The organism is Pseudomonas sp. NGC7 (assembly GCF_047159675.1).
In the GTDB taxonomy this organism is placed as follows: Bacteria; Pseudomonadota; Gammaproteobacteria; order Pseudomonadales; family Pseudomonadaceae; genus Aquipseudomonas; species Aquipseudomonas kermanshahensis.
Genome location: NZ_BAAFZY010000001.1, coordinates 3081036 through 3093439, shown reverse-complemented (window position 1 = coordinate 3093439; position 12404 = coordinate 3081036). Strand labels below are relative to the sequence as shown.

Sequence of the window (12404 nt, the reverse complement as noted above, 5' to 3'; positions counted from 1 at the left end):
GTGATAAAGCACTTCAATAACAGCACATAACTACTTGACTCAGTGGGTATTTGTTGGAGATCACAAGGTTTGAGCCTGCGCAATTACCTGTGGGAGCGGCGGTGCGGCGGTCCGACTTGCCCGCGAAGAGGCCGGCACAAGCACCATAAGACAGTTGCTCTCACACAGTCAGCATTACCTATACCCCTTGTCTATCAAGACGATACAGGGGCCTTCTCACCCACATCCTCACGGCTGGCATAGCGCTGCGCCAGCACCGCGCACACCATCAACTGGATCTGATGGAACAGCATCAGCGGCAAAATCATCGCGCCAATGCCACTGCCCACAAACAGCACCTGAGCCATCGGCACGCCGGTCGCCAGGCTCTTCTTCGAACCGGCGAACAGAATGGTGATGCGGTCTTCAAGGTCAAAGCCCAGCACCTTGCCAAGGAAACGGGTGCCATACAGCACCACCGCCAACAAAATCCCGCAGACCACGAACAGCCCCGCCAGGTGCTGTGGCGAAACCGTGTGCCACAGGCCCGTCACCACCGCTTCACTGAACGCGGTGTACACCACCAACAGGATCGACCCCTGGTCCACGACCTTGAGCCAGCGTGCGTTGCGCTTGACCCATGCACCGATCCAGCGGCGTGCGATCTGCCCGGCCACGAAGGGCACCAGCAGCTGCAGGGTGATTTTCAGTACGGCATCCAACCCCGACCCGGTGTCACCGCTGGCGCCGAGCAACATCATCACCAGCAGCGGCGTGAGGAAGATGCCCAGCAGGCTCGAAGCGGCAGCGCTGCAAATGGCGGCCGGCACGTTACCGCGGGCCAGGGAGGTGAACGCGATGGCTGACTGCACAGTGGCCGGCAGTGCACACAGGTACAGCACGCCTAGGTACAGCTCATTGCCAACCAATGGCACGAACAGGGGCTTGAACGCCAACCCCAGCAAGGGGAACAGTACAAAGGTGCAGGAGAACACCAACGCGTGCAGGCGCCAGTGCCCGGCCCCGGCGATGATCGCTTCGCGCGACAACTTGGCGCCGTGCAGGAAGAACAGCAGGCCGATGGCCAGGTTGGTCAGCCAGCCAAAATACACTGCACCGTCACCTGAGCAGGGCAGCACGGTGGCGATCAGCACCACCCCGAGCAGCGCCAGGGTGAAATTGTCGAATAACATCCGCAAATACTTCATCACAGGTTCCGTCTTGTCATTGTGCAAGGGCAGACGATAAGGTCTGCGGCTTTTCTTCGCTAACGCCGGAACCCCCACAGGTGTCGATGAACGGACACAACCCCACAAAGGACCTGCCCATGTTGCTCCCTCGCCTGGCCGCACTGGCTGCTGTCATCACATTCGCCATGGGCCACGCAGCCGCTCAGGCTGACGACACGCTGCAAGCACGCGTCGACCCCCTCATTCGCACACTGATGCAGGAGCAAGGCATCGCCGGCATGGCCGTGGCGGTGTACGCCCACGGCCAGGCGCACTATTTCAACTATGGCGTGGCCAGCAAGGCCGAGGGCACGCCGGTTACCCAAGACACCCTGTTCGAGGTCGGCTCGTTGAGCAAAACCTACACGGCTACCCTCGCTGCCCTGGCCAGCGCCGAAGGCAAACTGGACCTTCAGGCCCCGGCAAAACGCTATCAGCCCGCACTGGCTGGGGTGCCACTGGGGGACGCCAGCGTGCTGGAACTGGGGGCCTACAGCGCCGATTGCCTACCGTTGCAGTTCCCCGATGAAGTGCAGACGCCGCAACAGGTCGTGGACTTCTTCCGCCACTGGAAGCCTCGCGCCGCGCCGGGCACCCAGCGCTGCTATTCCAACCCGAGCCTGGGCCTGTTCGGCGATTTGGCGGCACGCGCGCAACAGCGCCCCTTCGCGGAGCTGATGAGCCAGGGCCTGCTGGTGCAACTGGGCCTGAAACACACCTACCTGCAAGTGCCCGCCAGCGCCCAAGGGCTCTATGCCCAAGGCTACGACGCACAAGACCGCCCGGTACGCGTCAGCCCAGGCCCTTATGCCGATGAAGCCTATGGCATCAAGACCAGCGCCAGCGACATGCTGCGCTACGTGCGCCTGCAGATGCAGCCAGACGGCCTGCCCGCTGCACTGCAAAACGCCATCGCAATCACCCATAAGGGCTACTTCCAGGTCGGCGCCATGACCCAAGGCCTTGGCTGGGAGCATTACCCTTATCCGGTTGCGCTAGGCACCCTGATCGATGGCAACAGCCCTCGCCTGATCCGTGAACCTCAGGCCACCACCCGCCTCGTCCCTGCCAGCCCTGCCCCGCGTGAGGCCTGGTACAACAAGACCGGCGCAACCAGCGGTTTTGGCGCGTACGCCGCTTTTATTCCTGCCAAAAACATGGCCGTGGTGTTGCTGGCCAACCGTAATTATCCGAACGAAGCCCGCGTGCGTGCGGCCTTCCAGATTCTTAAGGGGCTTTGAAGGCTGCGGCCGGTTTTACGCCGGCCAGCGCTTGGATTGTCGAACAACATGACAAAAATGTAGTGAGTAAAAATATTCACTACAAAACTGTTGACGCCGTTCATCGCGCTTGGGCATGATTGAGTCGTCTCCCCGATCGGGAGCGGTGGCAAGGGTGTTCCAGACGGCCTGCGCGGTAACGCAGGCCGTCCGTGGAGAGGGAACTGTCCAAAAGGCAGCGTGTGAAAGCCCCTGTTGCGATGCTGCTGTAGCAGCCTTGGTAGTGCGCTACACCGTGGTAGCGCCAACTGTGAAAATCACCTACGAATGGGTAATGGGGGCTTTATGATGAACTTGAACAACAATCCCACAATCGACCAATTGGCCCAGCTGTTCGCCGTGCGCAAAGACAGCCTCGACGACCATCTGCTGTGGGTCAGCCAGACCGGTGAGGTGCGTCTCGACCGCCTGCCACCGAACACCATCGAAGCTGAATTCGAAGAGCACCTGCCCAGCATGCGTGCACGCTTCAAGGTCTACCGCCGTGGTCAAGGCTACGTCGGCAAGAAGGCCGCTGCCGACACCGAGTTCGTTGGCCGCGTGCTGCAGACCCTGCAACAAGAATGGCCCGCCGCCCGTGAGCGGCAGGCAGTCAAGGTGATCGAACCGCTCAACTGAGTGGCTACCCGCACCCTCAAGCCCGGCCCCAAAAGGCCGGGCTTTTTCATGCGCGCTTGCGCGGTTGCGCCACGGTTGGCAGCGGCAAGGCGCCGGTAGCCAGTGCCCGGGCCCGCTCGACGCCCCAGACCAGCGCGCGGGTCATGGTCTCGCCAGGGCGCGAGGGGTAATACTCTTCCAGCACTGCCCGGCCATTGCCGGCGTACACACCGAGGAACAACTGGGTGGCGCCGAGGCGCGACAACCGCACCTGCACGTCCAGCGTGGTGCCGTCACTGAGTGCTTCATCGTGGCTGCGGCTGTGCAGTTGAGCGTCGGCCCACTGCCAATAGGTCTCTTCCCTGACTCGCATGAGCGTTCAATCTCCGTTTGCTGAAATGCCGCGCCAGAAAACCACATCTTCGCAAGCCCTGCGAGCGCAACCCAGCGATGCCATGAGCAGCGTCAACGAATGGCAATAAAAACCCCGCCGTTTGGCGGGGTTGCTGGAGCGGGATCACTTTTTCAGCGGAACCCGCGGCATGAAGCGGCCCTTCTTGGTGCGCTGCAGATGTGCAGGCTGAAGCTGTTCCGAATCATCCAGCGTCATGTTGGCGAAGCCCAGACGGAATGCCGACTGGCCGCAACGCACCTGGCTGTTGATCGGGAATGCGTCGTTCAGGTCTTCAAAAAAGGATTCGCTCATGCCCAGTCTCCCTCCAGTGGTGGTCGCGCCGGCAAGCAGATGGATTGCCTAGGTGAACGCGGCCGGTAAAAGTGAGACTAGCTGGTCATTTGCAGACTGCCTGGCCAAACGCTTTACGCCCGACCAGTGGCACATGGCCTTACTTCAGGCGGACTGCCGTGCCGGTGGCGAAAACCACGACCATGCCACCCTGCACCGATGGCATGCTGATTTCGAAATCCACACCGACTACGGCATCAGCATTCAACTGCCGTGCGCGCGCTTTCAACTCTTCGGTAGCCTGTTCGCGGGCCTCGCGCAGTGCGCTCTCCAGGGTTTGTGAACGGCCACCGAAGAAGTCGCGGAAACGCGCGAAGAAATCCCGCACAAAGTTGATGCCCTGCACGGACTCAGAACTGACGACGCCCAGGTAGTCGGCAATCGGACGGCCTTCGAGCTGGCTGGTGGTGGAGATGATCATGAAAGTGCTCCGTTGGCCTGGCGAAAAGCGCCAATTCTAACAGAGCACTGGCAGCCCGGCGTCAGGAGACGCTGGCCGCACGTAACCGCTGGCCGATCTTCGCGCCAAACACATTCACCAGCAGCCCGACCATCACCAGCAACGCGCCCCACCCCTGCAACACGGTCAGGCGTTCCCCCAGCAACCAGGCCGAGGAGCTCAAGCCAATCACGGGTACCAGCAGCGAGAATGGCGCGACCTTGCCCGCCGGGTGACGCGACAACAGCTTGCTCCACAGGCTGTAGCCGAGCATGGTGGCGACGAATGCCAGGTACGCCAACGCCAGTACCGAGTTCCAACCGATGTTGGCCAAGGCGTGGCCGATGCGCTCAGGCCCTTCCAGCCACCACGACAAAGCCAAGAATGGCAACGGTGGAATCAGCCCGCCCCAAATCACCAGCGCCACCAGGTCGACCGACCCGAAACGCCGCGTGATGATGTTGCCCACGCCCCACATCGCGCCCGCACACAGGGTCAGCAACAGCGCAAACATCGGCACATGGCCGCCGTCTTCACTGCCGATCAACGCCAACCCGCTGGCCGCCACCAGCAGCCCCAGCAGGCTGGCAAGGCGCAACCGCTCACCCAGGAACAACGCAGCGAAACCCAAGGTGAAGAATGCCTGGGATTGCAGAATCAACGACGCCAACCCCGGCGGCATACCGCTGTACATGGCCTGGAACAAGAAGGCGAACTGCCCCAAGGAGATCGTCGCGCCATAAGCGATCAGCCAGCGCCAGGGCAGCTTGGGCCGCTTCACCAGCAACACCGCCGGGAAGGCCACCAACAAGAAGCGCAACGCCCCCAGCAGCATCGGCGGCAGGCCATCCAGGCCGACCTTGATGACCACGAAGTTGACTCCCCACGCAACAATCACCACCAGGGCGATCAGCAGGTCCTTGAGCGGCATTGCGACATCCTTCTTCAGGCTTTCTAGACATATTTCGTTACAGCATAAGGCTATTCCTTTTCCAGGGACCAGCACAGTTAGGGCGCAGGGTTGCGCAACAGTGTCACTGTTGCAGTCTTCATACGCCGTGGCATTCAACCATCAGTCGCGGTAACCCGGCGCCACCCGCTCCAGCATCCGCAGTAGCGCGCCCCACGCCAGCCCCACTGCATCCGGGTCCGACAGTTCGCCCTGCTTCAAGCCCTTCAGTGGCGCATTGAACTGCTGCTCGGTACGCTCACACACGGCGGCCGGCGGCAGTATCAATTGCCCGGCACTCTGCGCCGCCAACTGGATCTCGCAGGCTTTTTCCAGGTAGTACATGCGCAGGAAGGCTTCGGCCACAGAACGCCCGGTGGTCAGCAACCCATGGTTACGCAGGATCATCACCGGCCGGTCACCCAAGTCGGCCACCAAGCGCTGTTGCTCATCCAGGTCCAGGGCGATGCCTTCGTAATCGTGGTAGGCAACCTTGCCATGAAACTCCATGGACATCTGGTTGACCGGCAGCAGGCCACATTCCAGTGCCGCCACCGCACACCCGGCCCGGGTGTGGGTGTGCAGCACGCAGTGGGCGTCTTCGCGAGCCGCATGAATAGCACTGTGGATGACGAACCCGGCCGGGTTGACCGGGTGTGGGGTCGCTTCGACTGGCTGCCCATGCAAGTCGATCTTCACCAGGCTGGAGGCTGTGATCTCGTCGAACAGCAAGCCGTAGGGGTTGATCAGAAAGTGGTGCTCCGGCCCAGGCACGCGCAGCGAGATGTGCGTGAAGATCAGGTCGCTCATGCGAAAGTGTGCGACCAGGCGGTAGCAGGCCGCCAGCTCCTGACGCAGGGTCTGTTCGGTAAGGGTCATTTCACGTTCGTCCTGTTAGAAAGGCAGCTGTGAACACTAGGCTATTTGGTAGCCCAAGCATTGAATCGCTGCTCCAGCTCTTCGCCATGGTCGACCCAGAACTCCACGTTCATCGCCAGCGCCCCCTGCAGGTTCTGTGGCGAGGTCGGCACCCAGCCGGCCAGCGCCGGCGCGAGCCTGGTCGCTGCCTGGGTGTTGGTCGGCCCATAGGGGATCTGTTCGACGTAACGCACCTGGGTATCAGGCTGGTTGGCGTAGGCGATCAGCCGCTTGGCCTGGTCGACATGCCGCGAGCCCTTGATGATCGCCCAATAGTCCATGCCATACAGGCTGCCCGGCCAGACCAATGCCAGCGGGCTGCCCTGCTGCGCCGCCACCGCGATGCGGCCACTGTAGGTAGACGTCATCACCACATCGCCGGCGGTCAGCCACTGGGCCGGCTGGGCACCCGCGTCCCACCACTGGATGTAGGGCTTGAGCTCAGTGAGTTTGGCAAACGCGCGGTCAACCCCGGCGGGCGTTGACAGTACCGTGTACACGTCCTCGACCTTGACCCCATCAGCCAGCAAGGCGAACTCCAGGTTGTACACCGCACGCTTGCGCAGGCCACGTTTGCCTGGGTACTTGCTGACGTCCCAGAAGTCAGCCCATGAAGCAGGCGCCTGCGCCAGCTTGTTGCGGTCGTAGGCAATCGCCACGCTCCACACCAGTGCGGCAGAACCGCAATCCTGCGCGGCATCCGGAATCAGCTCGGCGGCATGGCCCAGGCGCTGCCAGTCCAGCCGTTCATAAATGCCCTCCTCACAGCCGCGCATCAGGTCTGGCCCCTCGATCTGCACCACGTCCCAATCGACGTTGCCGGTATCGGCCATGACCTGGATGCGGGCCATTTCGCCGTTGTATTCGCTCTGGATCAACCTGCTGCCGTCCTGGGCACTGAAAGGCTTGAAGATCGCCTCGTCCTGGGCTTTCTGACCAGCGCCGCCATAGCCGACCACGACCATCTGCGGCGCAGCGTGCGCACTGCCCAAGCCAAGGGCCAGAAGCGCTGCGCAAAGGTAGGTTCTGCGAGGGAATGCATGCATCGAGGTTTCCTCCTGCCGGTGCCCAAGGGCCCGATTTCTTGTTGTTGTGAGGTCACGCCCTCACCAGTGAGGGTGAAGAAAACCTAGCCGCGCACCAGTAAAAAAACAAGTTGATTTTTTACTGGCGGTACACTTTCATAAACAAAACAAGAACAACACCGCACCGGAGCCGCCCGTATGCAAACTGCCTTTCCCCACCTGTTCGAAGCCTTGCAGATTCGCGGCAAACGGTTGAAGAACCGCATCATGTCCACGGGCCACGACACGTGCCTGCCCACCAACAACCTGGTCAACGACAAGCTCATCGCTTACCAGCGTGACCGCGCCGCCGGTGGGGTCGGCCTGATTGTGCTGCAGGTGGCCGGTGTGCATGACAGCGCCCGCTACACCTCCCACGTGCTGATGGCCACCGACGATGCTTGCATCGACGGTTACCGGCGCCTGGCCGAAGCCTGCCATGAACACGGCACCGTGGTGCTGTCGCAGCTGTTTCACCCGGGGCGGGAGATCATGGAATCCGCCGACGGCTTGCTGGCAGTGGCCTATTCGGCCTCGTCGGTGCCCAACGAGCGCTTCCGGGTGATGCCGCGCGCGCTGGACCAGCCGATGATCGATGAAATCATCCAGGGCTATGCCAGCGCCGCCCGCCGCCTGCACCAGGCGGGGCTGGATGGCGTCGAAGTGGTCGCCAGCCATGGCTACCTGCCTGCGCAGTTTCTCAATCCGCGGGTCAACCTGCGCACCGATGGTTACAACGGCGGCCTGGAGCAGCGCCTGAGGTTTCTGCGCGAAGTGTTGGCGGCGGTGCGCGCCGCCACCGACGAACACTTCATCGTCGGCCTGCGCATCAGCGCCGACGAGCGTGACAGTGAAGGCCTGAGCGAAGACGAGTCGCTGGCGGCCGCCGAAGCGTTGCAAGGCCAGCTCGACTACCTGCACATCGTCGCCGGCACCTCGGCGTCCCTAGGGGGCGCGGTGCATATCGTCCCGCCCATGGCCATCGAGCCAGCCTACCTGGCGCGCGAAGCCGGCACGTTCAAGCAGCGCCTGGCCATTCCGTTGTTCGTTACTGGGCGCATCAACCAACCCCAAGAGGCCGAGCTGATCCTGGCGCGTGGCCAGGCCGACGTGTGTGGCATGACCCGCGCACTGATCTGCGACCCGCTGATGCCGACCAAGACCGAGCATGGCCGGGTTGAGGACGTGCGCGCCTGCATTGCCTGTAACCAGGCATGCATCGGGCATTTTCACCGCGGCCTGGCGATTTCCTGCATTCAGCGCCCAGAAACCGGCCGCGAACTGCAGTACGGCCAGATGACCCCCACCCCAGCCCCCAAGCGCATCCTGGTTGCAGGCGGCGGCCCCGCAGGCATGAAGGCGGCCGCCGTCGCCGCCGCGCGCGGCCACCACGTCACCCTGTATGAGGCCGGCCCGCAACTGGGTGGCCAGGTGCTGCTGGCACAACTGCTGCCCCGGCGCAGCGAATTCGGCGGCGCCAGCACCAACCTGCAACGGGAAATGGCCTTGGCCGGCGTAGAGGTGGTGCGCAACACGCGGGTCGACCGCGCACTGGTCGAGCGCGAGCGGCCCGACCTGGTGATTGCCGCCACCGGCGCCACGCCCTACTGGCCGGCATTCGAACGCGCCGGCGAACTGCAGGTAGTGGATGCCTGGCAAATCCTGCGCAACGAGGTCACCCCAGGGCGCTCGGTCTTGGTCATCGACTGGCGTTGCGACTGGATCGGCCCGGGTATCGCCGAGCGACTGACGCGCGAAGGGCATCAGGTGCAATTGGCGGTGAACGGCACCCATTGCGGCGAGAACCTGCCGCTGTACGTGCGCGATCAACTGGCTGGCGAGCTGCACCGCCTGCGTATTCCCATCACGCCCTACGCCCGCCTCTATGGCTGCGATGACAACAGCGTGTACTTGCAGCACACGGCCAGCGGCGAACCGATGATCTTCGAAGGCATCGACACCTTGGTGCTGTGCCTGGGCCACCAGCCAAACGACACCTTGGCGACGGAGCTGGCCGGCCTGGTCGAAGTTCGGCGCATCGGCGACTGCCTGGCACCGCGTACCGCCGAGGAGGCGATTCACGATGGGCTGACGGTTGCCTGGGCACTCTGAGGCTGTACATACTGCCGTTTTCCGACGGACCGACGTGCATGAGCCAACTCCCGCAGCCCCCCTCCGCCACCGACGACGGCAACGCCGCGCCGCAGTTTCTGGGAACCCGCATCCGCGGCCTGCGTAAGCGCCGCGGCATGACCCTGGCGGAGTTGGCCACACAGAGCGAGCTGACGGCCGGCTACATTAGCCAGTTGGAGCGCAACCTCTCTTACCCGTCGATCCCGGCACTGTTCAACATTGCCCGCAGCCTGGGTGTGACCATCCAGTGGTTCTTTGCCAGCGAGGCCAGCACTGCACCGGAGGACCAGGGCTACGTGGTACGCCGTAAAAGCCGCCTCAGCGTGCATTATGAGGACGGCATCGTCGACCAACTGCTTACACCCCAGCCCAACCGCCAGCTGGAAATGCTTCACTCGCGCTTTCCACCGGGCACCTACAGCCAGCAGAGCTACAGCCATGACGGCGAAGAGGCAGGGTATATTCTCAGCGGCAGTTTTGAACTGTGGGTGGGCGAGCGCTACTTTCAGCTGGGCGAAGGCGATAGTTTCAGCTATTCCAGCCAGGAGCCGCATCGCTATGGCAACCCTGGGGATGTGGATGCCGTGGTGATCTGGGTGATCACGCCACCGACCTTTTGAGCCCGCCAAGCGGTCACTTTTGATCAGGCCATCCGCCAATGACTGAACACGCCCACCAGCTTGAGCCTGCGCTGCAACCGGTCGACCACCCTCGCGTCGTGGTCTTCGTCGCCTATCCGCACATGGGCCTGCTCGACCTCACGGGCGCCCAGACGGTGTTCTGGGCCGCCACCAAGGCCATGGCCGAACGCGGCCGACCAGGCTATCGGGTACACACCGCCAGCCTTGACGGCGGCCTGCAGCAAACCGCTGAAGGCCTGGTGGTGGCGACAGAAACCTTGGACACCGTGATGGCACAGGTTGTCGACACGCTGATCGTACCCGGCGCCCCGGACATCATCCGCACCCTCCCCGACCACGCGCCGCTGGTGTCCTGGCTGCGCCGCGCCGCCGTGCAGGCCAGGCGCACAGCCTCGGTGTGCAGCGGCACATTTCTGCTGGCCAGCGCCGGTTTGCTCGATGGGCGCCGCGCCGCCACCCACTGGGCCATGTGCGAGGTACTGCGCCGCGACTTCCCAGCGGTGCAGGTAGACCACGAGTCGATCTTCGTTCAGCAAGGCGCGGTGTGGACCTCGGCCGGGGTCAGCGCCGGCATCGACATGGCCCTCGCCCTGGTCGAACTGGACTGCGGCCGTGAAGTGGCGATGCAGGTGGCACGCGAGTTGGTGGTCTTTCTCAAGCGGCCCGGCGGCCAGGCGCAATTCAGTGAACTGCTCAAGCTGCAGGGGCGCGATTGCAGCGAGTTCGAAGCCCTGCACCTGTGGCTCAACGAACACCTTGGCGACCCGCGGCTGAGCGTCGAACACCTGGCCGAACAGGCGCACATGAGCCTGCGTAACTTCACCCGGGTGTACAAGCTCAAGACCGGCCGCACACCGGCCAAAGCTATCGAAGTGTTCCGCCTGGAAGCCGCGCGGCGCCTGCTGGAAAGCGTCGAAAGCCCTATCGAGCAGGTCGCGCGCCAGTGCGGTTTCGGCAACGAAGAACGCATGCGCCTGGCATTCCAGCGTCATCTGGCAGTAACGCCGCGTGACTACCGCGCCCGCTTTGCACGGCCTGTTTCGTTGGCCGAAATTCAGGGTTCTTTGGCCTAGGGTGTGACGCTCGTCGCTCGTAACATCGGTCTCCTCAAACACGGGCTACCTTGAGTACCCGGACATTCCAGGAGCACAACGATGAAGAATATCCTGATCATTGGCGCGGGCTTTGCCGGCCTCTGGAGCGCCCTGAGCGCTGTTCGCCAGCTGGACTTGAACGGTCGCAATGATGTCGAGGTGACGCTGCTCGCGCCCCAGGCCGAACTGCATGTACGCCCGCGCTTCTACGAGCCCGATGTACACACCATGGCCGCGCCGCTGGAGGCGCTGTTTGAGGCGGTGAACGTGCGCTTTGTGCAAGGCACGGCCTTCCACATCGATGAAGCTGCCAGGCGCGTACGCTATCGCACGCAAAGCGGTACCGAGTGCGAGCTGGGTTATGACCGCCTGATAATGGCCTGCGGCAGTGTGCTCAACCGGCCGGACATGGTCGGCATCGAGCATGTTTTCGATGTCGACAAGATCGACAGCGCGGCGCGCCTGGAGGCGCACCTCAAGTCCCTGGCTAGCCTGCCGGACACACCTGCCCGCAACACCGTGGTGGTGGCCGGGGGGGGCTTCACCGGCATCGAGACTGCCACCGAGTTGCCAGCGCGCTTGCGCAACATCCTCGGTGAGCAGGCCACACTGCGTGTGGTGGTCATCGACCGTGGCGCCAGGATCGGCGCAGCCTTGGGTGATGGCATCCGCCCCGCGATCGAGCAGGCATCCGAGGCTTTGGGGGTGGAATGGATCTGCGGCGCAACCGTGGCCTCGGTGGACCCCGACGGCGTCCTGCTGGATAACGGCCAGCGCATTGATGCCAATACCGTGATCTGGACGGTGGGGTTCAAGGCCAACCCATTGACCGAGCAGATCAGCGGTGACCGGGACCGCCAAGGCCGGCTGCACGTGGACGGCAACCTCAAGGTCAAGGGTAACGATGCGGTCTACGCGGCAGGTGACGTTGCATATGCCGCCTGCGACGAGGTTGGCAACTATGCGGTGATGTCTTGCCAGCATGCGATCCCGCTGGGCCGCTACGCCGGCAACAATGCCGTGGCCGAATTGATCGGCGTGGCACCGATGACCTACAGCCAGCCCAAGTACGTCACCTGCCTCGACCTGGGCGCCTGGGGCGCAGTGTATACCGAAGGTTGGGAGCGCAAGGTGTCGCCACCGGAAGACAAGGCAGAGGCGAAGGTGCTCAAATCGCAGATCAACACGGTCTGGATCTACCCACCGGCCGCGAACGATCGTGCGGCGGCGCTGGCCGCGGCTGACCCGACGATACCGGTCGCCTGACACAGCCGAATCGCCGGCAAGCCGGCTCCCACAGGTACAGCGCCAGAACTGAGGTTGGCGCTACCTCTGT

The 12404-nt window shown here is 63.2% G+C and carries 13 protein-coding genes; 6 read left to right on the top strand and 7 right to left on the bottom strand.

What is annotated here, in order from left to right; genetic code table 11:
- Window positions 1-194: 194 nt before the first annotated feature.
- Window positions 195-1187: a bile acid:sodium symporter family protein gene (locus ACMCNM_RS13940; RefSeq protein WP_099429524.1), complete on the bottom strand. Its 993-nt coding sequence runs from the start codon at window positions 1185-1187 to the stop codon at window positions 195-197.
- A 119-nt stretch (window positions 1188-1306) separates the two neighbouring features.
- Here ACMCNM_RS13940 and ampC point away from each other — a divergent pair, with 119 nt between their 5' ends.
- The gene (gene ampC / locus ACMCNM_RS13935; protein WP_412764643.1) at window positions 1307-2449 is read left to right on the top strand and encodes a class C beta-lactamase; all 1143 of its coding nucleotides are present in this window, start codon (window positions 1307-1309) and stop codon (window positions 2447-2449) included.
- A 324-nt stretch (window positions 2450-2773) separates the two neighbouring features.
- Window positions 2774-3106 (top strand): hypothetical protein, encoded by a 333-nt coding sequence (locus ACMCNM_RS13930; protein WP_027594791.1) that lies wholly within the window; start codon window positions 2774-2776, stop codon window positions 3104-3106.
- 46 nt (window positions 3107-3152) lie between these two features.
- Here ACMCNM_RS13930 and ACMCNM_RS13925 read toward each other — a convergent pair whose 3' ends face one another.
- The 6 genes from ACMCNM_RS13925 to ACMCNM_RS13900 form a co-directional block, all read right to left on the bottom strand.
- Window positions 3153-3458: a hypothetical protein gene (locus ACMCNM_RS13925; RefSeq protein ID WP_186676470.1), complete on the bottom strand. Its 306-nt coding sequence runs from the start codon at window positions 3456-3458 to the stop codon at window positions 3153-3155.
- 144 nt (window positions 3459-3602) lie between these two features.
- Window positions 3603-3791, bottom strand: a complete 189-nt coding sequence (locus tag ACMCNM_RS13920) for a hypothetical protein (RefSeq protein WP_027594789.1) — start codon at window positions 3789-3791, stop codon at window positions 3603-3605.
- A 139-nt stretch (window positions 3792-3930) separates the two neighbouring features.
- A complete protein-coding gene (locus ACMCNM_RS13915; RefSeq protein WP_027594788.1) occupies window positions 3931-4251 on the bottom strand; it encodes a YbjQ family protein in 321 nt (106 codons plus the stop codon).
- A gap of 61 nt (window positions 4252-4312) precedes the next feature.
- Window positions 4313-5200 (bottom strand): EamA family transporter, encoded by an 888-nt coding sequence (locus ACMCNM_RS13910; RefSeq protein WP_099429526.1) that lies wholly within the window; start codon window positions 5198-5200, stop codon window positions 4313-4315.
- A gap of 141 nt (window positions 5201-5341) precedes the next feature.
- Window positions 5342-6097: a class II aldolase/adducin family protein gene (locus tag ACMCNM_RS13905; protein ID WP_186676467.1), complete on the bottom strand. Its 756-nt coding sequence runs from the start codon at window positions 6095-6097 to the stop codon at window positions 5342-5344.
- A gap of 41 nt (window positions 6098-6138) precedes the next feature.
- Complete coding sequence (locus ACMCNM_RS13900) at window positions 6139-7182, bottom strand: ABC transporter substrate-binding protein (protein WP_412764642.1); 1044 nt, start codon at window positions 7180-7182, stop codon at window positions 6139-6141.
- 177 nt (window positions 7183-7359) lie between these two features.
- Here ACMCNM_RS13900 and ACMCNM_RS13895 point away from each other — a divergent pair, with 177 nt between their 5' ends.
- The 4 genes from ACMCNM_RS13895 to ACMCNM_RS13880 all read left to right on the top strand — a co-directional run bounded on the left by ACMCNM_RS13895 (window position 7360) and on the right by ACMCNM_RS13880 (window position 12334).
- On the top strand, window positions 7360-9312 hold the full coding sequence (locus ACMCNM_RS13895) for an FAD-dependent oxidoreductase (RefSeq protein ID WP_412764641.1): 1953 nt from the start codon (window positions 7360-7362) through the stop codon (window positions 9310-9312).
- Between the two features lie 38 nt (window positions 9313-9350).
- Window positions 9351-9953: a cupin domain-containing protein gene (locus tag ACMCNM_RS13890; protein ID WP_412764640.1), complete on the top strand. Its 603-nt coding sequence runs from the start codon at window positions 9351-9353 to the stop codon at window positions 9951-9953.
- A 38-nt stretch (window positions 9954-9991) separates the two neighbouring features.
- Window positions 9992-11047 carry a GlxA family transcriptional regulator gene (locus tag ACMCNM_RS13885; protein ID WP_412764639.1) on the top strand — a complete coding sequence of 352 codons (1056 nt, stop codon included), beginning with the start codon at window positions 9992-9994 and terminating at the stop codon, window positions 11045-11047.
- An 81-nt stretch (window positions 11048-11128) separates the two neighbouring features.
- Entirely contained in the window at window positions 11129-12334 is a 1206-nt protein-coding gene (locus ACMCNM_RS13880; protein ID WP_412764638.1) for an NAD(P)/FAD-dependent oxidoreductase, read from the top strand.
- The last annotated feature ends 70 nt before the right edge of the window (window positions 12335-12404 follow it).

Excerpts from the sequence above, each read along its gene's own strand:
- ACMCNM_RS13940 (WP_099429524.1), bottom strand. The coding sequence starts at position 1,187 with ATGAAGTATTTGCGGATGTTATTCGACAATTTCACCCTGGCGCTGCTC.
- ampC (WP_412764643.1), top strand. The coding sequence starts at position 1,307 with ATGTTGCTCCCTCGCCTGGCCGCACTGGCTGCTGTCATCACATTCGCC.
- ACMCNM_RS13930 (WP_027594791.1), top strand. The coding sequence starts at position 2,774 with ATGATGAACTTGAACAACAATCCCACAATCGACCAATTGGCCCAGCTG.
- ACMCNM_RS13925 (WP_186676470.1), bottom strand. The coding sequence starts at position 3,458 with ATGCGAGTCAGGGAAGAGACCTATTGGCAGTGGGCCGACGCTCAACTG.
- ACMCNM_RS13920 (WP_027594789.1), bottom strand. The coding sequence starts at position 3,791 with ATGAGCGAATCCTTTTTTGAAGACCTGAACGACGCATTCCCGATCAAC.
- ACMCNM_RS13915 (WP_027594788.1), bottom strand. The coding sequence starts at position 4,251 with ATGATCATCTCCACCACCAGCCAGCTCGAAGGCCGTCCGATTGCCGAC.
- ACMCNM_RS13910 (WP_099429526.1), bottom strand. The coding sequence starts at position 5,200 with ATGCCGCTCAAGGACCTGCTGATCGCCCTGGTGGTGATTGTTGCGTGG.
- ACMCNM_RS13905 (WP_186676467.1), bottom strand. The coding sequence starts at position 6,097 with ATGACCCTTACCGAACAGACCCTGCGTCAGGAGCTGGCGGCCTGCTAC.
- ACMCNM_RS13900 (WP_412764642.1), bottom strand. The coding sequence starts at position 7,182 with ATGCATGCATTCCCTCGCAGAACCTACCTTTGCGCAGCGCTTCTGGCC.
- ACMCNM_RS13895 (WP_412764641.1), top strand. The coding sequence starts at position 7,360 with ATGCAAACTGCCTTTCCCCACCTGTTCGAAGCCTTGCAGATTCGCGGC.
- ACMCNM_RS13890 (WP_412764640.1), top strand. The coding sequence starts at position 9,351 with ATGAGCCAACTCCCGCAGCCCCCCTCCGCCACCGACGACGGCAACGCC.
- ACMCNM_RS13885 (WP_412764639.1), top strand. The coding sequence starts at position 9,992 with ATGACTGAACACGCCCACCAGCTTGAGCCTGCGCTGCAACCGGTCGAC.
- ACMCNM_RS13880 (WP_412764638.1), top strand. The coding sequence starts at position 11,129 with ATGAAGAATATCCTGATCATTGGCGCGGGCTTTGCCGGCCTCTGGAGC.